Raw genomic sequence first — 26,823 nt, 5'->3', positions numbered from 1 at the left:
GTGGGGCTCTGGTTCGGAACGCTGATCGCATTGTTTTTGCTGATAGCGCCCGGAGCGATCATCGCGCGTATCAGTCAGCTGAGTTGGCCCGTCGCGGTCGCGGTGGGCCCGGCGCTGACCTACGGCGCCGTCGCGCTGGCGATCATCCCGTTCGGCGCGGTCGGAATCCCGTGGAACGGTTGGACGGCGCTGGCCACTCTGGTCGCGGTGTGCCTGGTGATGACGGCCCTGCAGCTGCTGCTCGGCCGCTACCGCGACACCGAGGCCGAGGCGCGGGGGATCGGCCGCTGGCCCGCAATCCTCGTCGCGGCCGGGGTGCTGCTGGGGTCCCTGCTCATCATGTGGGCGGCCTACCGCGGCCTGGCCACCCGGTGGCAGACCATCCCCAGCACCTGGGACGCCGTCTGGCACGCCAACGAGGTGCGGTTCATCCTCGACACCGGGCAGGCGTCGTCCACCCACATGGGCGAGCTGCGCAACGTCGAAACGCACCAGACGCTGTACTACCCGTCGGTGTTCCACGCGTGGGTGGCGGTGTTCTGTCAGCTCACCGGGGCCGCGCCCACCACCGGCTACACGCTGAGCTCGGTGGCGGCCTCGATCTGGCTGTTCCCCAGCAGCGCGGCGATGCTGACCTGGCGGCTGCTGCGCCCGCACTGGGGGCAATGGCGCACCGCCGGCGCGGCCGCCACCACCGCCGCACTGTCGGTGTCGTTCACGGCCCTCCCCTACGTCGAGTTCGGTGTCGCCGCGATGCCCAACCTGGCGGCCTACGGGGTCGTCGTCCCCACGTTCGTGCTGATCGCCTCGACGCTGCGCCACCGCGACCGCATCCCGGCCGCCGTGCTGGCCGTCGTGGGGGTGATGTCGGTCCATCTGACCGGCGGGTTCATCGTCGTGCTGTTCGTCGTCGCCTGGTGGATGTTCGACGTGCTGTGGCACCCCGTCCGCGCCCGCGTCGCCGACGCCGTGACGCTCGCCGGCGTGGCCGTGGCGACCGCGCTGATCCTGTTGCCGCAATTCATCAGCGTCCGCCAACAGGAAGACATCATCGCCGGGCACTCGTTTTTGACCAAGCTCAGCAAGAAGCGGGGGGTGTGGGACGCCGTCTTCCAGCACTCGCGTCACCTCAACGACTTCCCGTACCAGTACGGCCTGATGTCGCTGGCGATCCTCGGCGGGATCATCTTCGCCTACAAGAGGATCTGGTGGCCGCTGGCGCTGTGGCTGTTGCTCGTGGTGGTCGACGTCGACGCCGGAACGCCGCTCGGCGGCCCGGTCGGTGCGATTGCCGGTGCGTTCGGGGAGTTCTTCTACAAGGACCCGCGCCGGATCTCGGCCGCGATCACCCTGCTGCTGGAACCGATGGCCGGGGTCGCATTGTTTCTGACCGTCATGGTGGTGGTGGCCGGCGCCCAACGAGTCGCCGGCCGATTCAAACCCTTACCCGCGCCGGCGTGGACCGCGGCGACGGCGGTCCTGCTGGTGGCGACGACCGTCTTCACCGCCCGCCACTACTTCTATCGACACCTGGTGCTGTTCGGCGACAAGTACGACTCGGTGATGATCGACCAGCGCGACCTGATGGCCATGGCCTACCTGGCCACGCTGCCCGAGGCGCACAGCACCGTGATCGGCAACGCCAACACCGACGGCACTGCATGGATGTATGCCGTCGCCGACCTGCACCCGCTGTGGACCCATTACGACTACCCGCAGCAGATGGGACCCGGCCCCAACCGCTACATCTTCTGGGCCTACGCCCGCAGGGGGGATTCCGACCCACGGGTGGTCGAGGCGATCAAAGCGCTCAACATCCGGTACATCTACACCAGCCAGCCGACGGTCCGCGGGTTCGCCGTACCCGACGGACTAGTGTCACTGGATAAATCGCAGTCGTGGACGCTGATCTACGACAATGGTGGAGCCCGAATCTACGAATGGCGCGGAAGCGGCGCGGCGCCGCACTCTTAGTCCGCAAAGGATGGTGATGGATTGACTACCCGCAACGACGACGATGGCATCGAGATCATCGGCGACGTGGATCCGCGGCTGACGTCGGCGCCGGAGGAAGACGCCGACGAGCACTCCCTGACCGATCTGGTTGAGCAGCCCGCGAAGGTGATGCGCATCGGGACGATGATCAAGCAACTGCTCGAGGAGGTGCGCGCCGCACCGCTCGACGAGGCCAGCCGCAACCGCCTACGCGAGATCCACGAGACCAGCATCCGCGAACTCGAGGAGGGGCTGGCTCCGGAACTGCGCGAAGAGCTCGACCGCCTCACCCTGCCGTTCAACGAGGACTCGGCGCCGTCGGACGCCGAATTGCGCATCGCCCAGGCCCAATTGGTCGGGTGGCTGGAAGGGCTGTTCCACGGCATCCAGACGGCGCTGTTCGCCCAGCAGATGGCCGCCCGCGCGCAGCTGGAGAACATGCGCCAGGGCGCGCTTCCCCCGGGTGTCAGCAAGCCGGGCGGGTCCGGGCACGGCCAGTACCTGTAAAGCGCAGCACGGTGGCGGGTCCTCACATCGAGACGCACAACGCGTGGGTGGAATTTCCCATTTTCGACGCGAAGTCGCGCTCCCTGAAGAAAGCCTTCCTGGGCAAGGCGGGCGGCACGATCGGGCGCAACAGCTCCAACGTGGTCGTCGTCGAGGCGCTACGGGACATCACCCTGTCCCTCGAGCTGGGCGACCGGGTCGGTCTGGTCGGCCACAACGGCGCCGGGAAATCGACTCTGCTGCGGCTGCTTTCGGGCATCTACGAACCCACCCGCGGATGGGCGGAGGTCACCGGCCGGGTCGCACCCATCTTCGACCTGGGGGTCGGGATGGACCCCGAGATCTCCGGTTACGAGAACATCATCATCCGCGGGCTGTTTTTGGGGCAGACCCGAAAGCAGATGATGGCCAAGGTGGACGAGATCGCCGAGTTCACCGAGCTGGGCGACTACCTGTCGATGCCGCTGCGCACGTACTCCACCGGGATGCGGGTGCGGCTGGCGATGGGCGTGGTCACCAGCATCGACCCCGAGATCCTGCTGCTCGACGAAGGTCTGGGTGCGGTGGACGCCGACTTCATGAAGAAGGCACAGTCCCGGCTGCAGAGCCTGGTGGAGCGATCCGGAATCCTGGTGTTCGCCAGCCATTCCAACGAATTCCTCGCGCGGCTGTGCAAGACCGCGATGTGGATCGACCACGGGGTGATCCGGATGGCCGGCGGGATCGAAGAGGTGGTGCGCGCCTACGAGGGGGAGGACGCCGCCCGGCACGTGCACGAGGTGCTGGCCGAAACGCGCAACGAGATATGAGCGGAACCGTCATCGCCGTCGTCGTCACCCACCGGCGACCCGACGAGCTGGCCAAGTCGCTTGGCACGCTGAGCAGCCAGACGCGGCTACCCGACCACCTGATCGTCATCGACAACGACGGCCCCGGTTCCGGCCGGGTCAGCGATCTGGTTGCCGGCCAGCCGATCCCGACCACCTACCTGGCCTCCCGCCGAAACCTCGGCGGCGCAGGCGGTTTCGCCCTGGGAATGTTGCACGCACTGGCCCTGGGGGCCGACTGGGTGTGGCTGGCCGACGACGACGGGCGCCCACAGGACTCGCACGTGCTGGCCACCCTGCTAGCGTGCGCCGAAAGGCACGCCTTGGCCGAAGTGTCGCCGATGGTGTGCAACGCCGACGACCCGGAGCGGCTCGCGTTCCCGTTGCGCCGCGGCCTGGTATGGCGCAGGCGTGCAAGCGAATTGCGGACCGAAGCGGGACAGGACCTGCTGCCCGGGATAGCGTCGCTGTTCAACGGCGCGCTGTTCCGGGCGGAAACCCTGGAAGCGATCGGCGTCCCCGACTTGCGGCTGTTCATCCGGGGCGACGAGGTCGAGATGCACCGGCGCCTGGTGCGATCGGGCCTGCCGTTCGGCACCTGCCTGGACGCGATCTACCTGCACCCCTGCGGTTCCGCGGAATTCCGCCCGATCCTGGGCGGTCGCATGCACACCCAATACCCCGACGACCCCAACAAGCGGTTCTACACCTACCGCAACCGCGGCTACCTGTTGGCCCAACCGGGCCTGCGCAAGCTGCTGATCCAGGAATGGGTTCGGTTCGGCTGGTACTTCCTGGTGACGCGGCGCGACCCCAGGGGCCTGGCCGAGTGGATCCGGTTGCGCCGCTTGGGACGCCACGAGCAATTCGGGTCGCCACCATCGGACCCCCGTGGCGATCGCGAGCGCGGCGAAGCCGGGCGAAGCGGGTCGCCACCATCGGACCCCCGTGGCGATCGCGAGCGCGGCGAAGCCGGGCGAAGCGGGTCGCCACCATCGGACCCGGGAGGACCCAGGTGACGTTTCTCGACGCGGCGGCCCAGTCGCGGACCTTCACCCGCGCCAGGGGCGATCTGGTGGCCGGTTTCCGCCGGCACGAGCTGTGGCTGCACCTGGGCTGGCAGGACATCAAGCAGCGCTACCGCCGCTCGGTGCTGGGACCGTTCTGGATCACCATCGCAACCGGCACCACGGCCGTCGCGATGGGCGGCCTGTACTCCAAGCTGTTTCACCTCCAGCTCTCCGTGCACCTGCCGTACGTCACGCTGGGTTTGATCATCTGGAACCTGATCAACGCGGCCATCCTCGAGGGGGCCGACGTCTTCGTCGCCAACGAGGGACTGATCAAGCAGCTGCCGACACCCCTGAGCGTGCACGTCTACCGGCTGGTGTGGCGGCAGATGATCCTGTTCGCGCACAACATCGTCATCTACGTCGTCATCGCGATCATCTTCCCCAAGCCGTGGTCGTGGGCGGATCTGTCGGTGATCCCGGCGCTGGGGCTGATCGTGCTCAATTGCATCTGGGTGTCACTGTGTTTCGGCATCCTGGCGACCCGCTACCGCGACATCGGCCCGCTGCTGTTCTCGGTTGTGCAGCTGCTGTTCTTCATGACGCCGATCATCTGGAACGACGACACCTTGCGGCAGCAGGGGGCGGGGCGCTGGTCGAGCATCGTCGAGCTCAACCCACTGCTGCACTACCTCGACATCGTTCGGGCCCCGCTGCTGGGCGCCCACCAGGAGCTGCGGCACTGGGCCGTGGTGGCGGTGCTGACCGTCGTCGGCTGGGTGCTGGCGGCGTTCGCGATGCGGCAGTACCGCGCCCGGGTGCCCTACTGGGTGTAGCCGGGCACCGGCTCACATCAGTGGCGGCAGTGGATTGAGCCAGTCCAACGAGCCGTCGGTCTGCCCTTTGTATTGCGGGCAGTAGGCGGAGACGGAGAGCCCGACGAAGAACCCCGCTTGCCGGGCCGAGAGGTTGGCGTCCTTCATCACCTTCATCGCCAGGACACTCGACTTCTGGTTCCTGTCCAGCCCGGCGCAGACGGTGTGGGCCATTGAGATCGCGGTGCCGGGGTCTTGCATGGTGATCCCGTTGTCCGCCAAGGCCCCCAGGAAGGCGTCGTCCGGCGGATCCGCCGCCGCCGGGGCGGAGCACAACACCGCGGCGAACAGCAGGCCCGCACCGAGTGCCGACCACGTCCGCAGACCGACGTTCATACTTACCAAGATAGGCACCCGCAGCGTCGGGAGGACGGCTTCGAGAAGCCGTTCTGGATCCCGCAAAGCGATGGGATATCGGTTCCGCAACGCGGTCAGGCGCTTCCCCGATAATGGTGGCGGCCGCCTCGCCGTGGTGTAACACTGGAACGCCACCCGAGCAAACTGGGCGAAAGGTCCATCGACGTGAGCAAGAAGGTCCAATCAGCGGCGGACGCGGCACGGGAGAACCTGGCCGCGGAGCTGGAGCGGCTGCGGCAGCGGCGCGACCGCCTCGAGGTCGAGGTCAGGAACGACCGCGGCATGGTGGGTGATCACGGCGACGCGGCCGAGGCGATCCAGCGCGCCGAGGAGCTGGTAGGGCTCAGCGACCGGATCAACGAGCTGGACCGCCGGCTGCGGACCGGGCCGTCGCAACCCGACGAGTCGGAGACCCTGCCCGGTGGCACCGAGGTGACCCTGCGGTTCTCCGACGGTGAGGTGGTCACGATGAACGTGATCTCGATCGTCGAGGAGACGCCCGTCGGCCGGGAAGGCGAGACGTTGACCGCGCGCAGCCCGCTGGCGCAGGCCCTGGCCGGGCACAAGGCGGGCGACACGGTGACCTACTCGACGCCCCAGGGCGAGGATCAGGTCGAGCTGATAGCGGTCAAACTCCCCCGCTAACGCCTTCCGCCGCGTCCCCGGCCGTTCCGGCGGCCCCGATAGACTCCCCCCAATGGTTGCCCCGCTGCCCGATGCCGCCCCGCCGAGCCCGCAGCTCAGTCTGACGACACAGGTGACGCGGTTCGTCGTCACCGGCGGCCTGGCGGGGATCGTGGACTTCGGCCTGTATCTGACCCTGTACAAGGCGGTGGGCGTCCAGGTCGACCTGGCCAAGGCCACCAGCTTCGTCGTCGGCACCATCACCGCCTACCTGATCAACCGCCGGTGGACGTTCCAGGCGGCCCCGAGCACCGCACGCTTCGTCGCGGTCATGGTCCTTTACGGCATCACCTTCGCCGTCCAGGTCGGGCTCAACCATCTGTGCCTGGCGCTTCTGCACTATCGCGGGTGGGCGATCCCGGTCGCGTTCGTGATCGCGCAGGGCACCGCGACGGTGATCAACTTCATCGTCCAGCGGGCGGTAATCTTCCGCATCCGCTGAGCCGACGCCCGCAGGCGGTACCCTCTTTGACGATGTTGAGCCCCGACGTTGTAACCACCACCACCCGGCTGACCGGCTTTGGCCGCACCGCGCCGTCGGTGGCCGAGGTGCTCTCCACCCGCGATCCCGAGCTGATCGCCAAGGCCGTCGCCCGGGTCGCCGAATCCGGCGGGCCGCACGGACGGGGCGTGATCGCCCGCGGGCTGGGCCGGTCCTACGGCGACAACGCCCAAAACGGCGGCGGCCTGGTGATCGACATGACCGGGCTGGACCGCATCCACTCGATCAGCGCCGACACCAGGCTGGTCGACGTCGACGCCGGCGTCAGCCTGGACCAGCTGATGAAGGCGGCGCTGCCGTTCGGCCTGTGGGTTCCGGTGCTGCCGGGCACCCGGCAGGTCACGGTCGGCGGCGCGATCGCCTGCGACATCCACGGCAAGAACCACCACAGCGCGGGCAGCTTCGGCAACCACGTGCGCTCGATGGACCTGCTGATGGCCGACGGCACCGTCCGCACCATCACCCCCGACGGCCCGGACGCTTCCGACGCCGAGCTGTTCTGGGTCACCGTCGGCGGCAACGGCCTGACCGGGATCGTCCTGCGCGCGACCATCGAGATGACGCCGACGGAGACGGCGTACTTCATCGCCGACGGGGTGGCTACCAAGGACCTCGACGAGACGGTCGCGGCCCACCTCGACGGCAGCGAGGCCAACTACACCTACTCCAGCGCGTGGTTCGACCTGATCAGCCCGCCGCCCAAGCTCGGCCGCGCCGCCGTCAGCCGCGGCAGCCTGGCCAAGCTGGACCAACTGCCCAAGAAACTCGCCAAGAATCCACTGAAATTCGATGCGCCGCAACTGATGACGGTGCCGGACATCTTTCCGGTCAGCGCGATGAACAAGCTGTCCTTCATGGCCATCGGCGAGGTGTACTACCGGCTGGGCGGAAACTACACCGGCAAGATCATGAACCTGTCGCAGTTCTACCACATGCTCGACCTGGTCAGCGGCTGGAACAACGCTTACGGCCCAATGGGTTTCGCGCAGCACCAGTTCCTGGTGCCACCGGATGCGATGGACGAGTTCAAGGCCATCATCCGCTGGATCCAGACCCGCGGCCACTACTCGGCGCTGAACGTGTTCAAGCTGTTCGGCCCGGGCAACCGCGCGCCGCTGAGTTTCCCGATGGCCGGCTGGAACGTCGCGATGGACTTCCCGAACAAGCCGGGCATCAACGAGTTCCTCAACGAACTCGACCGGCGCGTCCTGGAATTCGGGGGCCGGGTCTACACCGCCAAGGATTCCCGGGTGAGCGCCGAGACCTTCCATGCCATGTACCCGCGGATCGACGAATGGATCGCCGTGCGCCGCAAGGTCGATCCCGCCGGGGTGTTCGCGTCCGACATGGCCCGACGTTTGGAGCTGCTGTAAATGGTGCGTCAATGGTTTTAGATGCCGTGGGGAACCCGCAGGCCATCCTGCTGCTCGGCGGTACGTCCGAGATCGGGCTGGCCATCTGTGAGCGCTACCTGCAGAACGCGCACGCCCGAATTGTGCTGGCCGCCATGCCCAATGACCCGGGACGCGACGCCGCCGTCGCCCAGATGAAGGCGGCGGGCGCGCGGTCGGTGGAGCTGATCGACTTCGAGGCCACCGACCCCGACAGCCACCCCAAGATGATGGATGAGGCGTTCGCCCACGGAGACATTGACGTGGCGATCGTCGCGTTCGGCATCCTCGGCGACGCCGAAGAGCTCTGGCAGGACCAGCACAAGGCCGTGCTGGCCGCCGAGATCAACTACACGGCAGCGGTTTCGGTGGGGGTGCTGCTCGGCGAGAAGATGCGCGCCCAGGGATTCGGCCAGATCATCGCGATGAGCTCGGCAGCCGGCGAGCGGGTCCGGCGGTCCAACTTCGTTTACGGCTCGACCAAGGCGGGGTTGGACGGCTTCTATCTGGGACTCGGGGAAGCGCTGCGCGAGTATGGGGTTCGCGTTCTGGTGATCCGCCCCGGTCAGGTGCGTACCCGGATGAGCGCCCACGTCAAGGAGGCCCCGCTCACCGTGGACAAGGAGTATGTCGCCAACCTGGCGGTGACCGCGGCCGCAAAGGGTAAGGAATTGGTTTGGGCGCCGGCAGCATTCCGTTACGTGATGATGGTGTTGCGACACATTCCGCGGAGCGTCTTCCGCAGGCTGCCAATCTGATCATGCGTAACGCGCTGGCCGCCCTGGGCCAGATGGCGCTGGCGGCCGCGGTGGCCGTCGTCGTCGCGGTCGTGTCGCTGGCCGCCATCTCCCGCGTGCAGTGGCCGGCCTTCCCGTCGTCCAACCAGCTGCACGCGCTGACCACGGTGGGGCAGGTCGGCTGCCTGGCCGGCCTGGTGGCCGTCGGGTGGGCGTGGGGACGGTCCGGCCGGTATCGGTGGGCGGCCCAACTGGGCGGGCTGGCGTTCGTGTCCGCGTTCACCGTCGTGACCCTGGGCATGCCGCTCGGCGCGACCAAGCTCTATCTGTTCGGCATCTCCGTCGACCAGCAATTCCGAACCGAATCCCTGACCCGACTCACCGACAGCCCCGCCCTGCGCGACATGACCTACCTCGGGCTGCCGCCGTTCTACCCGCCCGGCTGGTTCTGGATCGGCGGGCGCGCCGCGGCGCTGAGCGGAACGCCGGCCTGGGAGATCTACAAGCCGTGGGCCGTCACCTCGATCACCATCGCGGCCGCGGTCGCCCTGGTGCTGTGGTGGCGGATGGTCCGCTTCGAGTACGCGCTGATCGTCACCACCGCGACCGCGGCGGCGACGCTCGCCTACGGCTCGCCCGAGCCCTACGCGGCGATGATCACCGTGCTCCTGCCGCCGGTGCTGGTGTTGACCTGGTCGGGTCTGCGCGGCGGCGAGCGTGGGGGCGGCTGGGCGGCGGTGGTCGCCGAGCGTGAAGTTAACAGCACACTCGAGGCCCAGCGTGAAACTAACTTCACGGTCGCGTCGGCGGAGCCGAGCGCGAGAAGCGGATGGGCCGCCGTCATCGCCGCCGGGCTCTTCCTGGGGTTCACCGCTACCTGGTACACACTGCTGTTCGGCTTCAGCGCGTTCACGGTCCTGTTGATGGCCCTGTGGCTGTCCGGCCTGCGCTGGCGGCAAGGGGGTTTCCGGGCCGCCCTCGACCCGCTGCGCAGGCTGGCCGTCATTGCCGTCATCGCCGCGGCCATCGCGAGCACCACCTGGCTGCCGTTCGTGGTCCGGGCGGCCCGCAGTCCGGTCAGTAACTCCGGCAGCGCCCAGCACTACCTGCCGGCCGACGGCGCCGTCCTGACCTTCCCGATGCTGCAGTTCTCGCTGCTCGGGGCGGTCTGCCTGCTCGGCGCCCTGTGGCTGGTGGTGCGTGCCCGATCGTCAGTGCGGGCCGGCGCCCTTGCCGTCGGTGTGCTGGCCGTCTACCTGTGGTCGGTGCTGTCGATGCTGACCACGCTCGCGCGCACCACGCTGCTGTCGTTCCGGCTCCAGCCCACCCTGACCGTGCTGCTGGTGGCCGCGGGGGCGTTCGGCTTCGTCGAGGCCGTCCGGGCGCTGTCCGCGCGCGGCCCGGCCTGGGAAAAAGCGACCCTTCCCGTCGCCGCGGCCATCGGCCTGGCCGCCGCGATCGCGTTCAGTCAGGACATTCCCGACGTGCTGCGCCCGGACCTCACCATCGCCTACACCGACACCGACGGCAACGGCCAGCGCGGCGACCGGCGGCCCCCGAGCTCGGAGAAGTTCTACCCCGACATCGACCACACCATTGCGACCGTCACCGGCAGGCCGCGCGACCAGACCGTGGTGATGACCGCCGACTACAGCTTCCTGTCCTTCTATCCCTATTGGGGATTCCAGGGACTGACGTCGCACTACGCCAACCCGCTGGCCCAATTCGACCTGCGGGCCGCTCAGATCAAGAAGTGGTCCAAGCTCAAATCCGCCGACGAGCTCATCCACGCGCTCGACACCTGTCCCTGGCCGCCGCCCACGGTCTTCCTCATGCGGCGCGGCGCGAACGGCAACTACACGCTGCGGCTGGCCGAGGACGTGTATCCCAACCAGCCCAACGTCCGTCGCTACACCGTCGACCTGCGGGCCGCCCTCTTCGACAGCCCGCAGTTCGTGGTGCACAGCGCCGGTCCGTTCGTGGTGGCCATCCGCAAGCCCGCGATAAGCCGCTCATGAGCACCGACACCTCGCCGCACAGCGTCGAAGAACTAGCATCTAGCACCGTGACCGACACGGGAGCCAACCACCGGATCACTCGGTTGGTTGCCACCGTCGCCGGGCTGCTCGGGGCGCTGCTCGCCATCGCCACCCCGCTGCTGCCGGTCAACCAGACCACCGCTTCGCTGAACTGGCCGCAGAACGGCAGCTTCGAGAGTGTCGACGCGCCGCTGATCGGGTACGTCGCCACCGACCTCAACATCGCGGTGCCGTGCCAGGCCGCCGCCGGGCTGGCCGGCCCGGCGAATGCGGCGAAGACGGTGCTGTTGTCGACGGTGCCCAAGCAGGCCCCCAAGGCCGTCGACCGCGGGCTGCTCATCCAACGGGCCAACGACTACCTGGTGGTGGTGGTGCGCAACGTCGCGGTGGTGACCGCCCCGCTGAGCCAGGTGCTCAGCCCCGCCTGCCAGCGGTTGACCTTCACCGCGCACGCCGACCGCGTCACCGCCGAGTTCGTCGGGCTGACCCAGGGACCCAACGCCGAGCATCCCGGCTCGCCGCTGCGCGGCGAGAAGAGCGGCTACGACTTCCGGCCCCAAATCGTCGGCGTCTTCACCGACCTGAGCGGGCCGGCGCCGCCCGGCCTGAGCTTCTCGGCGACCGTCGACACCCGCTACAGCAGCAGCCCCACCACGCTGAAGATGGCGGCGATGATCCTCGGGGTGGTGCTGACCGCCGCCGCCCTGGTCGCGCTGCACGTCCTCGACACCGCCTTCGAAACCGCTGGGGCCGCCCGGCACCGCCGCTTCCTGCCGTCGCGCTGGTGGTCGGTCGGCGGCCTGGACGCCCTGGTGATCGCCGTGCTGGTGTGGTGGCAGTTCGTCGGGGCCAACACGTCCGACGACGGCTACATCCTGACCATGGCCCGGGTCTCCGAGCACGCCGGCTACATGGCCAACTACTACCGCTGGTTCGGCACGCCGGAGGCCCCCTTCGGCTGGTACTACGACCTGCTGGCGTTGTGGGCCCACGTCAGCACCGCCAGCATCTGGATGCGGTTGCCCACCTTGGCCATGGCGCTGACGTGCTGGTGGGTGATCAGCCGTGAAGTCATGCCGCGCCTCGGTCACGCCGTGAAGCTGAGCCGCGGCGCGGCGTGGACGGCGGCCGGCATGTTCCTGGCCGTGTGGCTGCCGCTCAACAACGGCCTGCGGCCCGAGCCGATCATCGCGTTGGGCATCCTGCTGACCTGGTGCTCGGTGGAACGCGCGGTGGCCACCAGCCGCCTGCTCCCGGTGGCGGTCGCCTGCATCATCGGTGCGCTGACGCTGTTCTCCGGGCCGACGGGTATCGCCTCGATCGGCGCGTTGCTCGTCGCGATCGGGCCGCTGCGGACCATCCTGCATCGCCGGTCCAAGCGGTTCGGCGCGCTGCCCTTGGTGGCACCCCTGTTCGCCGCGGTCACCGTCACCGCCATCCTCATCTTCCGCGACCAGACCCTGGCCGGCGAGGTTCAGGCCAGCATGCTCAAGCGCGCCGTCGGCCCCAGCCTGAGCTGGTTCGACGAACACATCCGCTACGAGCGGCTGTTCATGGCCAGTCCCGACGGGTCGGTCGCCCGCCGCTTCGCCGTGCTGGCGCTGGTCCTGGCGCTCGCGATCACGGTCGCAATGTCGTTGCGCAAGGGCCGGATTCCGGGCACGGCCGCCGGGCCCAGCCGCCGCATCGTCGGGATCACCATCATCTCGTTCATCGCGATGATGTTCACTCCCACCAAGTGGACCCACCACTTCGGGGTGTTCGCTGGGCTGGCCGGGCCGCTGGGCGCGCTGGCCGCGATCGCCGTGACCTCCGTGGCGATGCGATCCCGGCGCAACCGCACCATGTTCGCCGCCGCGGTGCTGTTCCTGGTGGCGTTGTCGTTCGCCAGCGTCAACGGCTGGTGGTACGTGTCCAATTTCGGTGTGCCATGGTCGAATTCGTTCCCGGCATGGCACTATGCCTTCGCCACCGCGCTGCTCGGGCTGACCGTCGTGGTGCTGCTGCTGGCGGCCTGGTTCCACTTCGTTTCGCTGAACGACGGGCCGCCCAAGACCCGGCACGGGGTGCGTGTGGCCGGAATCGTCCAGTCGCCGTTGGCAATTGCGACCTGGGTGCTGGTGGTGTTCGAGGTGGCGTCGCTCACCCTGGCGATGACCGACCAGTACCCCGCGTGGTCGGTGGGTCGCTCCAACCTCGAGGCGCTTACCGGCAAGTCCTGCGGCCTGGCCGAGGACGTGCTGGTGGAACAGGATCCCAACGCCGGCATGCTGTCCCCGGTGAGGGCCACGGCGGGCCCTGTAGTAGCACAAGCACTGGGGGCGGGCCTGTCGGAAGCCTTCACGCCCAACGGCATTCCGGCCGACGTCCGGGCCGACCCGGTGATGGAGCGGCCCGGTGACCGCAGCTTCATCAACGACGACAAGCTGGTCACCGGCGCGGAGGCCGGCACCGAGGGCGGCACCACCCCGGCGCCCGGAATCAACGGATCGGTCGCGCAGCTGCCCTACAACCTGGACCCGGCACGCACGCCCGTGCTCGGCAGCTGGCGCCCGGGCATCCAGGTGCCCGCCCACCTGCGATCGGGCTGGTACCGGCTGCCCGCCCGCGACGGTGCGCGGCCGCTGCTGGTGGTGAGCGCGGCCGGCCGTTTCGACCCCCGCGAGGTACAGGTCCAGTGGGCCACCGACGACGAAGCGGCGGGCGGACACCCCGGCGGGTCGTTCCAGTTCGCCGACGTGGGGGCGTCGCCGGCGTGGCGCAACCTGCGGCTGCCGCTGTCGGCCATCCCCGCCAACGCCACCCAGATCCGGTTGGTCGCCGACGACGAAGACCTGGCCCCGCAGCACTGGATCGCGCTCACACCGCCGCGGATTCCGCAGCTGCGCACGCTGCAGGACGTGGTCGGCTCCAAAGACCCGGTGTTCTTGGACTGGCTGGTCGGCCTGGCGTTCCCCTGCCAGCGGCCGTTCGGCCACCAGAACGGCGTCGACGAGACCCCGAAATGGCGCATCCTGCCGGACCGTTTCGGTGCCGAAGCCAACTCGCCGGTGATGGACAACAACGGCGGCGGCCCACTGGGTGTCACCGAGCTGCTGGTGAAGGCGACGACCATGGCCACCTATCTGAAGGACGACTGGTCGCGCGACTGGGGCTCGCTGCAGCGGCTGACGCCGTACTACGCCGACGCGCAGCCCGCCCGTCTGCAGCTGGGGACGGCCACCCGCAGCGGCCTGTGGAATCCCGCGCCGCTGCGCAAGACCTAGGCAGGGGGGGCCGATGACGACCGACCTGATGAGCATGGCCCGCGCCGAGCGGGCCGACCTGGCGGACTTTCTCGCCACGCTGACGCCGCAGCAGTGGGACGCACCCAGCCTGTGCGCGGGCTGGACGGTCAAAGACGTTGTGGCGCACATGATCAGCTACGAAGAGCTCGGCGCGCTGGGGCTGCTCGAGCGTTTCGCGAAGGGCCGGATCGTGCGGGCCAACCAGGTGGGCGTCGACGAGTTCGCCCACCTCAGCGCCCAACAGCTGCTCGACTATCTGCGCACTCACCTCCAACCACGCGGGCTGACAGCCGGTTTCGGCGGAATGATCGCACTCGTCGACGGCACCATCCACCACCAAGACATCCGCCGCGCGCTGGGAAGGCCGCGCACCGTCCCCGCCGATCGGCTCGAGCGGGTCCTCGCCCTGGTGCCCGGCAACCCCCGGCTCGGCGCCGGCCGCCGCATCCGGGGCCTGCGCCTGCGCGCCACCGACGTCGACTGGAAACACGGCCGGGGATCGGAGGTCACCGGGCCCGGCGAGGCGCTCCTCATGGCGATGACCGGACGGACCGCGGCCCTCGCCGACCTCGCCGGCCCCGGGCTGCAGACGCTGGCCGCGCGGCTCGCCCGCTGAGCCTGCGCGGGCCGCCGCACGGCCCCGCGTCCTCAGCGGACCAAGCAGCTTCGCTTACCATCGAGCCTCGTGTCCCCCGACGGTAATCAGCAATCGCAGCGGATCCCACGGTTGGTGGCCGCCGTCGCCGGGATCGTCGGACTGCTGTTGTGCGCGCTCGTCCCGCTGCTCCCGGTCAGACAAACCACCGCGACGGTGCTGTGGCCCCAGGGCGTCGTAGACGGGCACGTCACCCAGGTCACCGCTCCCCTGGTATCTGGCGCGCCGCGCGCGCTGGACATCTCCGTCCCGTGCGCGGCGATCGCCACCCTGCCCGCCGGCGGCGGCCTGGTGATCTCGACGCTGCCCACCGGAGGCGTCGACGCCGGCAAGAACGGCCTGTTCGTGCGCGCCGACAAGGACTCGGTGGTGGTCGCATTCCGCGACACCGTCGCCGCCGTGGCGCCGCGGCCCGCCGTCGCCGGCGGTGCCTGCAGCGTGCTGCACGCCTGGGCCGACGCCGGCGGCACGGGAGCGGAGTTCGTCGGCATCCCCGGCGCCTCGGGAAGACTCTCCACGGACAAGAAGCCGCAGGTCGGCGGGATCTTCACCGACCTGAAAGTGCCCGCCCAGCCCGGGCTGTCGGCCCGGGTCGACATCGACACCCGGTTCATCACCTCCCCCACCGCCGTCAAGCTGCTGGCCATGGCCGTGGGCGCCCTGGCCGTCCTGACGGCCGTCATCGCGCTGGCCGCGCTCGACCGGCGCAGCCGCGGCGGGGGCACGCTGGTGAACTGGCGGTCGCCGATCGCTTGGCTCTCCCGTTACCGCCCCCGGGCGCGGTGGAGTTCGTGGCGCCGCGTCGGGGTCGCAACCTGGATCGCCGACGCCGGGGTGATCGCGACGCTACTGCTCTGGCACGTCATCGGCGCCACGTCGTCCGACGACGGCTACAACCTGACCATCGCCCGCGTCGCCCCGAAGGCCGGCTACATCGCCAACTACTACCGCTACTTCGGCGCGACGGACGCGCCGTTCGACTGGTACCTGGGGCTGCTGTCCAGGTTGGCGTCGGTGAGCACCGCCGGCGTGTGGATGCGGTTGCCCGCCACGCTGGCCGGCATCGCCTGCTGGTTGGTGATCAGCCATTGCGTCCTGCGCAGGCTGGGCCCGGGGAGGGGCGGCCTGGCCGCGAACCGGGTGGCGGTCTTCACCGCGGGTGCGGTGTTCCTGGCCGCCTGGTTGCCGTTCAACAACGGGCTGCGGCCCGAGCCGCTGATCGCGCTCGGCGTGTTGACCACCTGGATGCTGGTCGAACGCGCCATCGCGCTGCAACGCCTGGCCCCGGCCGCGGTCGCCATCTTCGTCGCGATGCTCACCGCGACGCTCGCGCCGCAGGGCCTGATCGCCGTCGCCGCGCTGCTGACCGGGTCGAGGGCGATCGCCCAGACGATCCGGCGACGCCGGGCGACCGACGGGCTCCTTGCACCGCTGGCCGTGCTGGCGGCGTCGCTGTCCCTGATCACCGTCGTGGTCTTCCGCAGTCAGACGCTGGCAGCAGTCGCGGAGTCGGCGCGCATCAAGTACAAGGTCGGGCCGACGATCGCCTGGTACCAGGACTGGCTTCGGTACTACTTCCTCACGGTGGAGTCCAACCCCGACGGGTCCATGTCCAGGCGATTCGCGGTGCTGGTTCTTTTCCTGTGCCTGTTCGGGATGCTGGTCATCCTGCTGCGCCGCGGCGGGGTCCCAGGAGTGGCCAGCGGCCCGGCGTGGCGGTTGATCGGCACGACGGCCCTCGGCCTGTTGCTGTTGACGTTCACCCCAACCAAGTGGGCCGTTCAGTTCGGCGCCTTCGCCGGACTGGCCGGCGCGCTGGGCGCGGTCACCGCGTTCGCACTCGCCCGGATCGGCCTGCACAACCGACGCAACCTGACGCTGTACGTGACCGCGCTGCTGTTCGTGCTGGCGTGGGCCACCTCCGGCATCAACGGCTGGTTCTACGTCGGCAACTACGGGGTGCCGTGGTACGACATCCAGCCGGTGATCGCGAGCCATCCGGTGACGTCGATGTTCCTGACCTTGTCCATCCTCACCGGGCTGCTGGCCGCATGGCAGCACTTCCGCATGGACTACACCGGCCACACCGAGGTCGAGGACAACCGGCGCAACCGCGTGCTGGCGTCGACCCCGCTGCTGGTGGTCGCGAGCATCATGGTGGTCGGCGAAGTCGCCTCGCTGACCAAGGGCGCGGTGTTCCGCTACCCGCTTTACACCACCGCCAAGGCCAACCTCGCCGCGATCACCTCCGGGCTCTCCCCGCAGAGCTGCGCCATGGCCGACGACGTGCTGACCGAGCCCGACCCCAATGCCGGCATGCTGCAGCCTGCGCCCGGGCAGACCTTCGGCCCCGACGGCCCGCTCGGCGGTCTCACCCCGGTCGGCTTCAAACCAGACGGCGTCGGCGATGACCTGAGGTCGTATCCGGTGGTGACCAAGCCGGGCGTGGTGAATTCCGACGCATCACCCAACAAGCCCAACGCGGCGATGAGCGACTCGGCGGGCACGGCCGGCGGGAGAGGCCCGGCCGGCGTCAACGGCTCGCACGCGGCGCTGCCGTTCGGCCTCGACCCGGCCCGCACCCCGGTGATGGGCAGCTACGGCGAGAACTCGCTGGCCGCCACGGCCACCTCCGCGTGGTATCAGCTGCCCCCGCGCACGCCGGACCGCCCGATCGTCGTGGTGTCGGCGTCCGGCGCGATCTGGTCCTACAAAGAGGACGGCACCTTCACCTACGGGCAGTCGCTGAAATTGCAGTGGGGCGCCACCCGTCCCGACGGCACCACGCAGCCGCTGGGCGAGGTGCAGCCGATCGACATCGGGCCCGAGCCGGCGTGGCGCAATCTCCGGTTCCCGCTGACGTGGGCGCCGCCCGAGGCCAACGTGGCGCGCATCGTCGCCTACGACCCGAACCTGAGTTCGGATCAGTGGTTCGCGTTCACGCCGCCGCGGGTGCCGGTGCTGGAAACCCTGCAGCAGCTGATGGGGTCGCGCACGCCCGTGCTGATGGACATCGCGACGGCGGCGAACTTCCCGTGCCAGCGGCCGTTCTCCGAACACCTCGGCGTTGCCGAACTTCCGCAGTACCGCATCCTGCCCGATCACAAGCAGACGGCGTCGTCGTCGAACGGGTGGGAGGCCAGCGAGGCCGGTGGCCCGTTCCTGGTCACCCAGGCGATGCTGCGTACCTCGACGGTCTCGACGTATCTGCGTGGCGACTGGTATCGCGACTGGGGATCCGTGGAGCAGTACTTCCGGCTGGTGCCGGCTGACCAGGCGCCGGACGCCGTGATCGAACAGGGTGTGATGACAGTGCACGGCTGGAGCCGGCAGGGACCGATTCGGGCACTCCCATGAGCGTGACGACGGCCGGTAAGGACGTGCGGACGACGCGCTGGGTGGCGACCATCGCCGGCCTGATCGGGTTCGTGTTGTCGGTGGCGACCCCGCTGTTACCGGTCGTGCAGACCACCGCGACCCTCAACTGGCCGCAGAACGGCGGACTGAATAGCGTTACCGCGCCGCTGATTTCGCTGACCCCGGTCGACGTCACCGCAACCGTGCCCTGCGCTGCGGTGCGCGCCCTGCCACCCGAGGGCGGCGTGGTGTTGAGCACGGCGCCCAAGAAGGGCAAGGACGCCGCGCTCAACGCGCTGTTCGTCGTCGTCAACGGCAAGCGTGTGGACGTCACCGACCGCAACGTGGTGATCGCCAGCGCGCCTCGCGATCAGGTCGAAGGAGCCGCAGGTGCCCCCGGCTGTTCCAGAATCGAGATCAGCTCGACGAAGGCGGGCGCCTTCGCCACCTTTGTCGGACTGAAGGATTCGGCGGGCAGACCGATCAGCGGCGGTTTCCCGGACCCGAACCTGCGGCCGCAGATCGTGGGGGTGTTCACCGATCTCAGCGGCCCGGCCCCGCCGGGTCTGAAGTTCTCGGCGACCATCGACACCCGCTTCTCCACCACACCGACGACGCTGAAGCTGGCCGCGATGGTGCTGGCGATCGTGTCGACCATCGTCGCGCTGGTCGCGCTGTGGCGCCTCGACCAGTTGGACGGCCACCGCATGCGCCGCCTCATCCCCGCGAACTGGCGCACGTTCACCCTGGCAGACGTCGTGGTGATCTTCGGCTTTGTGCTCTGGCACGTGATCGGAGCGAACTCGTCGGACGACGGCTACATCCTGGGCATGGCCCGGGTCGCCGACCATGCGGGCTACATGTCGAACTACTTCCGCTGGTTCGGCAGCCCCGAGGACCCCTTCGGCTGGTACTACAACTTGCTGGCGCTGATGACCCACGTCAGCGACGCCAGCCTGTGGATGCGGCTGCCCGACCTCATCGCGGGCATTCTGTGCTGGCTGCTGCTCTCGCGTGAGGTGCTCCCCCGGTTGGGTCCGGCCGTGGCCGGCAGCAAGGCCGCGAACTGGGCCGCCGGGATGGTGCTGCTGACCGCATGGATGCCCTTCGACAACGGCCTGCGCCCCGAGCCGATCATCGCCCTCGGTTCGCTGGTCACTTATGTGCTGATCGAGCGCTCGATGCGTTACAGCAGGCTGACGCCCGCCGCGCTGGCGGTCATCACCGCGGCATTCACGCTCGGCGTCCAGCCCACCGGGTTGATCGCGGTCGCCGCGCTGGTCGCCGGTGGTCGCCCGATCCTGCGCATCCTGGTGCGCCGCCACCGGCTGGTCGGCACGCTGCCCCTGGTGGCCCCGATGCTGGCGGCAGGCACCGTGATCCTGACCGTGGTGTTCGCCGACCAGACGCTGGCAACGGTGTTGGAGGCCACCAGGATTCGCACCGCCATCGGGCCCAGCCAGGCCTGGTACACCGAGAACCTGCGCTACTACTACCTGATCCTGCCCACAGTGGACGGCTCGCTCTCGCGCCGCTTCGGCTTCCTGATCACGGCGCTGTGCCTCTTCACCACCCTGTTCATCATGTTGCGGCGCAAGCGAGTTCCCGGCGTCGCCCGCGGACCGGCCTGGCGTTTGATGGGCGTCATCTTCGGCACCATGTTCTTCCTGATGTTCACCCCGACCAAGTGGGTGCACCATTTCGGCCTGTTCGCGGCGGTGGGCGCCGCGATGGCCGCGCTGACGACGGTGCTGGTGTCGCATGAGGTGCTGCGCTGGTCGCGCAACCGGATGGCGTTCCTGGCGGCGGTGTTGTTCATCCTGGCGCTGTGTTTCGCCACCACCAACGGCTGGTGGTACGTCTCCAGCTACGGCGTGCCGTTCAACAGCAGCATGCCGAAGGTCGGCGGAATCACAATCAGCACAATATTTTTCGCGCTGTTCGCGATCGCCGCGGTGTACGCGGCGTGGCTGCACTTCGCCGACACCGGCCATGGCGAGGGCCGGTTGGCGCGTGCAGCGACGGCGGCGCCCATCCCCATTGCCGCGGGCTTCATGGCGCTGGTGTTCGTCGCGTCCATGGTGGCCGGCATCGTGCGTCAGTACCCCACCTACTCCAACGCCTGGGACAACCTGCGCGAGTTCAGCGGGGGATGCGGGCTGGCCGACGACATTCTCGTCGAGCCCGACAGCAACGCGGGCTTCATGGCGGCCCTGCCCGGCAACTGGGGTCCGCTGGGCCCCCTGGGTGGCGTCAATCCCACCGGCTTCACCCCCAACGGCGTGCCGGACCGCACCCTGGCCGAGTCGGTCAAGGAGACGTCAGTGCCGCAGCCCGGCACCGACTACGACTGGGACGCGCCGCTCAAGCTCACGGCGCCGGGCATCAACGGGTCCACCGTGCCGCTGCCCTACGGGCTCAACCCCGATCAGGTTCCGCTGGCCGGCAGCTACACCACCGGCGCACAGCAGCAGAGCAAGCTGACCTCGGCGTGGTATCAGCTGCCGAAGCCCGACGCCGCGCACCCGCTGGTGGTGGTGACCGCCGCGGGCACCATCTCCGGCAACAGCATCCTGCATCACCACACCAACGGGCAGACCGTGGAATTGGAAATCGGCAGGCCCGGCCCCGGCGGCGCCGTGCTGCCCGCCGGACGGCTGGTGCCCTACGACCTCTACGGCGAGCAGCCGAAGGTATGGCGCAACCTGCGCTTCCCCCGCGCCCAGATCCCCGCCGACGCGGTCGCGGTGCGGGTGGTCGCCGAGGACCTGTCCCTGACGCCGGATGACTGGATCGCGCTGACCCCGCCGCGGGTGCCGGAGCTGCGCTCGTTGCAGGAGTACGTCGGCTCGACACAGCCGGTGCTGATGGACTGGGCGGTCGGGCTGGCCTTCCCGTGCCAGCAGCCGATGCTGCACGTCAACGGCGTCACCGAGATCCCCAAGTTCCGCATCACGCCGGACTACAACGCCAAGAAGCAGGACACCGACACCTGGCAGGACGGCGTGAACGGCGGCCTGCTGGGCATCACCGACCTGCTGCTACGGGCCCACGTGATGTCGACCTACCTGTCCCACGACTGGGGGCGGGACTGGGGATCGCTGCGCAAGTTCGACACCGTCGCCGACGCCACGCCCGCGACGCTCGACCTGGGCACCGCGACCCGCAGCGGGTGGTGGTCCCCGGGACCGATCCGAATTAAGCCCTAGCGGCCTTTATCGGATTCGAGCCGTAATTCGTCAGCCGCCAAATAGAGCGCGGAAATTGACGATCCAGTAATTGTTTGCAAAAAACGTTTGATTTCACCGCGCCCGGGTTAATACCTATTCCGCTGTGATCCACTTCACACCGGAACAATAGGTGGCCCCATGAGCGCGCTGAGAAGGCTGGGAACATGTGCGGCGGTGACCATCGCGGCGAGCGCCCCGGCGGTGACGTTCGAAATCACCGCGGCGGCCGCCGACGGCGGCACCACGGTGGCCCTGGACAACTATTTGCGGCGTTGCGATTTCAGCCGCGTCGGAGTGGCGCCGAAGGTGCCCAGCCCAATGCTCGGCACCGGTTCCGCCCTGATCAATACCTCCGGGTCGAGGGCGGTCGCGGAGGTGCATCTGTACGACGAGCCCGAGCCCGGAACCCACTTCGACGTCGGGCTCATCCAGATGCCGCGACCGGCGTCGAGCACCTGCGGACCGGGCGACCCCGGCACCGCGTTCTCCGGCATGGACATCGACGGGGCGGGCAACGGCACGGCGACCGTGCAAGACACCATTCGGCCCGGCACGACGGGCGTGTGGGTGATTATCGAGCGGCGAAACGGAAACTCGCAGAATCCGGCGGAGTTTTACACCTCCGAGTTCGTCGCGCCGGTATAGCCGCCGTCCCGCCATCACTTCGGTCCCGCCGACGCAGGCCAAAAGTCCCTATCTCGGCGCCTCGGTCAAGTGCTCCGATAATGGGGATCGCCGAATGACCGGCGGAGGATGAGAGGCACGGCCATGAACGACTCACCACAATCACAGACCGCGACGCGCTTTTTCTCGCGCGTGCTCGGCCCCTTCCTCGTCATCGTCGACGTGACGGCGGTGGCGCGCGCCTCGGACATGCAGTCGCTGCTGTCACAGTTCGAGGCGAATTCGATGTGGACCTTCGTGACGGGCGCCTTCATCTTGCTGGTCGGCCTGAGCATCGTTGCCGCGCACCGAAGCTGGAAAGGCGCCGCGGCCGCCATCGTTTCCCTGCTCGGCTGGCTGATCGTGCTGCGCGGGGTGCTGCTGGTGGCCTTTCCCCGGTTCTTCGCGTCGCTGGCGGATGACATGATCGGCGCGCAGGCCTGGTGGATCACGCTCTGCGTGATCTTCGCCCTCGTCGGCCTGTACCTCACCTACGTCGGCTGGGCACCCGCACCGCAGCGGCCGACATCGCAAGCGGCAGCGGCGAATCCGGATCTGCCGCGAGCCGCGTGAACAACGAAGGATCGCCGCCGCACCGGCCAACCGCGGGGGAGGGCTCGGAGGAGCTGACCGGTGACATGGGCGCCGCCGTAACCGCCGAGTTCGACGCGCCGGTAACCGCCGCTGCCGAAGCGGCGGTCGAGAATAGGCCAGCGTTGAGCCCGGGCTCCGCGATGCTGGTCGTCACGCGCGGGCCCAACACCGGGTCACGGTTCGCCTTGACCCAGCCCGTCATGTCGGCGGGCCGGCACCCGGAAAGCGACATCTACCTCGACGACATCACGGTCAGCCGTCGGCACGCCGAATTCCTCAGCGAGGGCGGCCAATTCCGCATCGTCGACGTGGGCAGCATGAACCACACGTATCTCAACCGCGAGGCCGTCGACTCCGCCGTGCTGGCCGACGGCGACGAAATCCAGCTCGGCAGGGTGCGTCTGCTTTTCCTCGCCAACGCGTAGCGTCTGTGCCATGAGCGACTACGCCGTTGAGGCGGTGGATCGGTTGCCCTTCGCCACCGAGGAAAAGGCCCAGCGCTACCGGACCGAGAGCTACCGCGGGGCCGTGGGTCTCAACTGGTACCTCACCGACCCCACCCTGCAGTTCACCATGGCGTACTACCTGCAGCCCGACGAGCTGAGGGTCATAGAGCCGCACCTGGCGCGCATGGGCGAGCTGATGGGCGGACCGATCGCGAGATGGGCCGAGGAGACCGACCGCAACCCGCCCCGGCTCGAGCGGTACGACCGCTGGGGCCACGACATCAGCCAGGTCGTCATGCCGGCCTCCTTCACCCAGTCCAAGCGCGCCGTCCTGGACGCCCAGCAGGCCCTGCGCAACGATGCGCGGGCCGCCAAAGTCAGCTCGGGTCTGGGCCTGTTCGCGTCGAACTATCTGCTCAACCAGGCCGATATCGGGATGGGCTGCGCGCTCGGCACGGGCGGCGGCATGGTCCAGTCGCTGGTGGCCGCCTACGCGCCCGCCGACGTACGCGAGCACGTGCTGGCCAAATTCGCCTCCGGCGAGTGGGCGGGCGAGACGGCGCAACTACTGACCGAACGCACCGGCGGCTCGGACCTGGGCGCGTTGGAGACCACCGCGACCCGCGCAGGTGACGCCTGGATTCTCAACGGCTTCAAGTGGTTTGCCTCCAACTGCGCCGGCGAGGCGTTCGTCGTGCTGGCCAAACCGGAGGGAGCGCCCGACTCGACGCGCGGCGTGGCCAACTTCCTGGTGCTGCGCACCCGCCGCGACGGGTCGCGCAACGGGGTGCGGGTGCGCCGCCTCAAGGACAAGCTCGGCACCCGCTCGGTGGCCTCCGGCGAGGTGGAATTCGTTGACGCCGAGGCGTTTCTGCTGTCCGGCGAACCCACCGGGGAGGCGGGCCCGTCCGACGGCAAGGGGCTGGGCCGCATGATGGAGCTGACCAACGCCGCGCGCCTGGGCATCGCCCTGTTCGGGCTCGGCAACGCGCGGCGCGCCCTGGTCGAGTCGTTGTGTTACGCCCGGCGGCGGCACGCGTTCGGCGGCGCGCTCATCGACAAGCCGCTGATGCGGCGCAAGCTGGCCGAGATGATCGTCGATGTCGAAGCCGCGCAGGCAATGGTTTTCGACGGCACCGGCGCCACCAACCACCGCCAGCCGCGCGGCATGCGGCAGCGCATCGCGGTCCCGGTCACCAAGCTCAAGGCCTGCCGGCTCGGGATCACCGCGGCGTCCGATGCCATCGAAATCCATGGCGGCAACGGCTATATCGAGACCTGGCCGGTGGCCCGGCTGCTGCGCGACGCGCAGGTCAACACCATCTGGGAGGGACCCGACAACATCCTCTGCCTGGACGTGCGGCGCGGCATCGAGCAGACCCGCGCGCACGAGGCGTTGCTGGCGCGGCTGCGCGACGCGGTCTCGGTGTCCGACGACGACGACACCACCCGGCTGGTCGCCGGGCGCATCGAGGACCTGGACGCAGCGATCAGCGCCTGGTCCAAACTGGACCGCGACGTGGCCGAGGCGCGGCTCTTCCCGCTGGCCCAATTCATGGGTGACGTCTACGCGGGCGCGCTGCTCACCGAGCAGGCCGCCTGGGAACGCGCGACCCGCGGCGGGGAGCGCAAGGCGCTGGTCGCCCGGCTCCACGCGCAGCAGTATCTCGCCGACCGCGGAGCGCTGCGCGGCATCGACGCCGACCGTGACGAGGCGCTCGAGCGCTTCGACGAACTGGCCGACGGCGCGCTGACGGGTTACGCGCTCACTTGACGGCGTCGAGCAGTTCGGTGGTGGCCTCCCACAGCCGCGCTTCACGCTGACGATCCTGCGCGAACGGTTTCACCTGGCGCTCTTGGGTTTTGACGACGAACGCGCCGTCGCGCAGATGCGCCCACCGGCCGTCGAGCACGATCGATGCCAGCGCGGGGCCAGACCGGCGCGGGGCAGACACCCCAGGGATTCGCTCGATGACGCGCCCCACCCGCTGCATGGCGGGACCATGGGCCCTGCTCAGCCCGGTGCCCGGCATGAATCCCGGCTCGAACACCGTCACGTTGACTCCGTCGGGGGCGCGCCGTTGCAGTTCGTGCGCGTAATACAGGAGGGCGAGTTTCGAGTTGGAATAGGCGATCCCAGATTGCTCGAACGTCGACGGTGTGTCCGCGGGGCTGGGCCGGGCCAGCTCCAGCGGATCGCGCCAGCGCGCCGGCGGGACGCGCAGCCACCGGCGAAACACGTTCTGGTGGTAGGTGTTCGAGCCGACGAGCACCACGCGGGCCGGCACGGAGAACGAGCCCAGCAGGTCCCCGATGAGCTGCGCATGCGCCAGGTAGTTGACGGCGAAGGTGAGCTCGAATCCGTCGGCTGACGCGTTGCGCGTGTCAGCAAACCCGATCCCGGCGTTCGCCACCAATCCCCGCAACGGGCGCACCGCGCCGGACAGCAGCAGATCCTTGGCCATCCGGCCCGCGCTGCGCACGTCGGAAAGCCGCGCAAGGTCACAGGCGATTTCATGTACCGTCGCGCCCGCCGACCTGGCCTCCTCGGCCACCGCGGTCAGCGCCTGACCCGGCCTGCCCACCAGTAGCAGATCGGGACGATCGGACGGGGGGCGACGGGCAATGGCCAGCGTCGCAGCCTTTCCCAGGCCGCCGGTCGGCCCGGTCAGCAAGACGGTTCCGGAAGCGATCTCGTTCATGGTTGCAGTCTTGGCCGTCGCCGGATGTTCAGGCAGTCGTCCGGTTTTCGTAGGACTGGCAGGGCCAGGACAACCCCTTTCCCCTGACGCCGGCGTCGCGCACAGTGAAGGGATGGAAACGTGGGGGTTCGGGCGAACGGTGCGGCATTGGCGCGACCGGGTTACCCCCGCCGCGGTCGGCGCCCCGGTCGGCGGGCGCCGGCGAGCGGCGGGGCTGCGCCGCGAAGAGCTCGCGGCGCTGGCCGGAATCTCGGTGGACTACCTGACCAGGCTCGAACAGGGCCGGGCCACGTCCCCCTCGATTCAGGTCGTCGAAGCCCTCGCCCGCGCCTTGCGGGTCTCCGACTCGGAGCGCGAGTTGCTCTTCCGGCTGTCCGGGCACGTTACGCCCGGGCAGCACATGGTGTCGTCGCGGGTAACGCCCAGCGTCCAGCGAATCCTGGACCGCCTGGCGAATACGCCGGTCGCCGTCTACGACGCCACCTGGACCCTCCTGGTCGCCAACCCCCCGTACGACGCGCTGATGGGACCGACCACTGCGTGGCGGGGAAATGAGCGAAACAGCCTCTGGCGCAACCTGATCGGCCCCGGCACCCGAGCCGTCCACACGCCCGCTGAGAGAGCCGAGTTCGAGGCGGGCTTGGTCGCCGACCTGCGGTTGACCACCGCCCGCTATCCCGCCGACCAGCGGTTGAAGTCGCTGATCCGCGAGCTTGCCGCGCACAGCCCGCGGTTCGTCGAACTCTGGGAGACCGGCGCGCCGCAGCCGCACCACGACTTCGGCCGGCACAAGGTGATCGACCACCCCGAGGTCGGCCACATCGCGCTCGCCTGCGACACGTTCATCGTCGCCGCCGACGACATCCGCATCATGATCTACACCGCCGAACCCGGCACCGAGGATGCCGAGCGGCTCGCCCTCGCCATCGTGCTGGGGACCCAGTCGCTGGTCGACTAGGACTCGC

General features: G+C 69.0%; 21 protein-coding genes. 19 read left to right on the top strand and 2 right to left on the bottom strand.

Annotated features, from left to right (window positions below; all coding sequences use genetic code 11):
• From C1737_RS20625 to C1737_RS20605, 5 genes are read left to right on the top strand one after another with little or no spacing between them, the layout of a single operon-like run.
• Positions 1-1,974 carry a DUF6541 family protein gene (locus C1737_RS20625; protein ID WP_199182888.1) on the top strand — a complete coding sequence of 658 codons (1,974 nt, stop codon included), beginning with the start codon at positions 1-3 and terminating at the stop codon, positions 1,972-1,974.
• A 21-nt stretch (positions 1,975-1,995) separates the two neighbouring features.
• The gene (locus tag C1737_RS20620; protein WP_067920243.1) at positions 1,996-2,502 is read left to right on the top strand and encodes a bacterial proteasome activator family protein; all 507 of its coding nucleotides are present in this window, start codon (positions 1,996-1,998) and stop codon (positions 2,500-2,502) included.
• An 11-nt stretch (positions 2,503-2,513) separates the two neighbouring features.
• The gene (locus C1737_RS20615) at positions 2,514-3,311 is read left to right on the top strand and encodes an ABC transporter ATP-binding protein (RefSeq protein WP_102419337.1); all 798 of its coding nucleotides are present in this window, start codon (positions 2,514-2,516) and stop codon (positions 3,309-3,311) included.
• The gene (locus C1737_RS20610) at positions 3,308-4,348 is read left to right on the top strand and encodes a glycosyltransferase (protein ID WP_102419336.1); all 1,041 of its coding nucleotides are present in this window, start codon (positions 3,308-3,310) and stop codon (positions 4,346-4,348) included. The genes C1737_RS20615 and C1737_RS20610 overlap by 4 nt, the downstream gene beginning before the upstream one ends.
• A complete protein-coding gene (locus C1737_RS20605; RefSeq protein WP_067920249.1) occupies positions 4,345-5,175 on the top strand; it encodes an ABC transporter permease in 831 nt (276 codons plus the stop codon). Before C1737_RS20610 ends, C1737_RS20605 begins: the two co-directional genes overlap by 4 nt.
• A 12-nt stretch (positions 5,176-5,187) precedes the next feature.
• Here C1737_RS20605 and C1737_RS20600 read toward each other — a convergent pair whose 3' ends face one another.
• Entirely contained in the window at positions 5,188-5,550 is a 363-nt protein-coding gene (locus C1737_RS20600; protein ID WP_067920251.1) for a DUF732 domain-containing protein, read from the bottom strand.
• A 186-nt stretch (positions 5,551-5,736) separates the two neighbouring features.
• Between C1737_RS20600 and C1737_RS20595 the strand changes: the two genes are divergently transcribed.
• From C1737_RS20595 to C1737_RS20535, 13 genes are all read left to right on the top strand, one after another.
• A complete protein-coding gene (locus C1737_RS20595) occupies positions 5,737-6,216 on the top strand; it encodes a GreA/GreB family elongation factor (protein WP_067920253.1) in 480 nt (159 codons plus the stop codon).
• 52 nt (positions 6,217-6,268) lie between these two features.
• Positions 6,269-6,697 (top strand): GtrA family protein, encoded by a 429-nt coding sequence (locus tag C1737_RS20590; RefSeq protein WP_068096209.1) that lies wholly within the window; start codon positions 6,269-6,271, stop codon positions 6,695-6,697.
• Positions 6,698-6,729: 32 nt separating this feature from the next.
• A complete protein-coding gene (locus C1737_RS20585; RefSeq protein ID WP_068096207.1) occupies positions 6,730-8,130 on the top strand; it encodes an FAD-binding oxidoreductase in 1,401 nt (466 codons plus the stop codon).
• Positions 8,131-8,141: 11 nt separating this feature from the next.
• Positions 8,142-8,906, top strand: a complete 765-nt coding sequence (locus C1737_RS20580; RefSeq protein ID WP_067920259.1) for a decaprenylphospho-beta-D-erythro-pentofuranosid-2-ulose 2-reductase — start codon at positions 8,142-8,144, stop codon at positions 8,904-8,906.
• A 2-nt stretch (positions 8,907-8,908) separates the two neighbouring features.
• Entirely contained in the window at positions 8,909-10,903 is a 1,995-nt protein-coding gene (locus tag C1737_RS20575) for a galactan 5-O-arabinofuranosyltransferase (RefSeq protein ID WP_102419335.1), read from the top strand.
• A complete protein-coding gene (locus tag C1737_RS20570) occupies positions 10,900-14,190 on the top strand; it encodes an arabinosyltransferase domain-containing protein (protein WP_102419334.1) in 3,291 nt (1,096 codons plus the stop codon). Before C1737_RS20575 ends, C1737_RS20570 begins: the two co-directional genes overlap by 4 nt.
• A gap of 13 nt (positions 14,191-14,203) precedes the next feature.
• On the top strand, positions 14,204-14,827 hold the full coding sequence (locus tag C1737_RS20565; RefSeq protein WP_068096199.1) for a maleylpyruvate isomerase family mycothiol-dependent enzyme: 624 nt from the start codon (positions 14,204-14,206) through the stop codon (positions 14,825-14,827).
• A 69-nt stretch (positions 14,828-14,896) separates the two neighbouring features.
• Positions 14,897-18,223, top strand: coding sequence for an arabinosyltransferase domain-containing protein (locus C1737_RS20560; RefSeq protein WP_102419333.1), 3,327 nt, complete (start codon positions 14,897-14,899; stop codon positions 18,221-18,223).
• The gene (locus C1737_RS20555) at positions 18,220-21,432 is read left to right on the top strand and encodes an arabinosyltransferase domain-containing protein (RefSeq protein ID WP_068096197.1); all 3,213 of its coding nucleotides are present in this window, start codon (positions 18,220-18,222) and stop codon (positions 21,430-21,432) included. Before C1737_RS20560 ends, C1737_RS20555 begins: the two co-directional genes overlap by 4 nt.
• 159 nt (positions 21,433-21,591) lie before the next feature.
• Positions 21,592-22,098, top strand: a complete 507-nt coding sequence (locus tag C1737_RS20550) for a hypothetical protein (protein WP_067917641.1) — start codon at positions 21,592-21,594, stop codon at positions 22,096-22,098.
• A 123-nt stretch (positions 22,099-22,221) separates the two neighbouring features.
• Entirely contained in the window at positions 22,222-22,689 is a 468-nt protein-coding gene (locus C1737_RS20545; protein WP_067917644.1) for a hypothetical protein, read from the top strand.
• A 65-nt stretch (positions 22,690-22,754) separates the two neighbouring features.
• Positions 22,755-23,135, top strand: a complete 381-nt coding sequence (locus tag C1737_RS20540) for an FHA domain-containing protein (RefSeq protein WP_068096211.1) — start codon at positions 22,755-22,757, stop codon at positions 23,133-23,135.
• A gap of 10 nt (positions 23,136-23,145) precedes the next feature.
• Complete coding sequence (locus tag C1737_RS20535; RefSeq protein WP_102419332.1) at positions 23,146-24,930, top strand: acyl-CoA dehydrogenase family protein; 1,785 nt, start codon at positions 23,146-23,148, stop codon at positions 24,928-24,930.
• Here C1737_RS20535 and C1737_RS20530 read toward each other — a convergent pair.
• Positions 24,923-25,858: an SDR family NAD(P)-dependent oxidoreductase gene (locus C1737_RS20530; RefSeq protein ID WP_102419331.1), complete on the bottom strand. Its 936-nt coding sequence runs from the start codon at positions 25,856-25,858 to the stop codon at positions 24,923-24,925. The genes C1737_RS20535 and C1737_RS20530 overlap by 8 nt on opposite strands.
• Positions 25,859-25,970: 112 nt before the next feature.
• On the opposite strand from C1737_RS20530, the gene C1737_RS20525 reads away from it, so the two are divergent.
• The gene (locus C1737_RS20525) at positions 25,971-26,816 is read left to right on the top strand and encodes a helix-turn-helix transcriptional regulator (protein ID WP_102419330.1); all 846 of its coding nucleotides are present in this window, start codon (positions 25,971-25,973) and stop codon (positions 26,814-26,816) included.
• Positions 26,817-26,823: the final 7 nt, after the last annotated feature.

Origin of the sequence: Mycobacterium sp. 4858, from assembly GCF_900240975.1 — a bacterium.
In the GTDB taxonomy this organism is placed as follows: Bacteria; Actinomycetota; Actinomycetes; order Mycobacteriales; family Mycobacteriaceae; genus Mycobacterium.
Note: the sequence above shows the minus strand (reverse complement) of the source record. Positions and strands in the feature narration are given on the sequence as shown.

Bases quoted from the DNA above. Each gene is read 5' to 3' on its own strand.
- C1737_RS20610 (WP_102419336.1), top strand. From the start codon at position 3,308: ATGAGCGGAACCGTCATCGCCGTCGTCGTCACCCACCGGCGACCCGAC.
- C1737_RS20600 (WP_067920251.1), bottom strand. From the start codon at position 5,550: ATGAACGTCGGTCTGCGGACGTGGTCGGCACTCGGTGCGGGCCTGCTG.
- C1737_RS20590 (WP_068096209.1), top strand. From the start codon at position 6,269: ATGGTTGCCCCGCTGCCCGATGCCGCCCCGCCGAGCCCGCAGCTCAGT.
- C1737_RS20585 (WP_068096207.1), top strand. From the start codon at position 6,730: ATGTTGAGCCCCGACGTTGTAACCACCACCACCCGGCTGACCGGCTTT.
- C1737_RS20580 (WP_067920259.1), top strand. From the start codon at position 8,142: ATGGTTTTAGATGCCGTGGGGAACCCGCAGGCCATCCTGCTGCTCGGC.
- C1737_RS20575 (WP_102419335.1), top strand. From the start codon at position 8,909: ATGCGTAACGCGCTGGCCGCCCTGGGCCAGATGGCGCTGGCGGCCGCG.
- C1737_RS20570 (WP_102419334.1), top strand. From the start codon at position 10,900: ATGAGCACCGACACCTCGCCGCACAGCGTCGAAGAACTAGCATCTAGC.
- C1737_RS20565 (WP_068096199.1), top strand. From the start codon at position 14,204: ATGACGACCGACCTGATGAGCATGGCCCGCGCCGAGCGGGCCGACCTG.
- C1737_RS20555 (WP_068096197.1), top strand. From the start codon at position 18,220: ATGAGCGTGACGACGGCCGGTAAGGACGTGCGGACGACGCGCTGGGTG.
- C1737_RS20550 (WP_067917641.1), top strand. From the start codon at position 21,592: ATGAGCGCGCTGAGAAGGCTGGGAACATGTGCGGCGGTGACCATCGCG.
- C1737_RS20545 (WP_067917644.1), top strand. From the start codon at position 22,222: ATGAACGACTCACCACAATCACAGACCGCGACGCGCTTTTTCTCGCGC.
- C1737_RS20540 (WP_068096211.1), top strand. From the start codon at position 22,755: ATGGGCGCCGCCGTAACCGCCGAGTTCGACGCGCCGGTAACCGCCGCT.
- C1737_RS20535 (WP_102419332.1), top strand. From the start codon at position 23,146: ATGAGCGACTACGCCGTTGAGGCGGTGGATCGGTTGCCCTTCGCCACC.
- C1737_RS20530 (WP_102419331.1), bottom strand. From the start codon at position 25,858: ATGAACGAGATCGCTTCCGGAACCGTCTTGCTGACCGGGCCGACCGGC.
- C1737_RS20525 (WP_102419330.1), top strand. From the start codon at position 25,971: ATGGAAACGTGGGGGTTCGGGCGAACGGTGCGGCATTGGCGCGACCGG.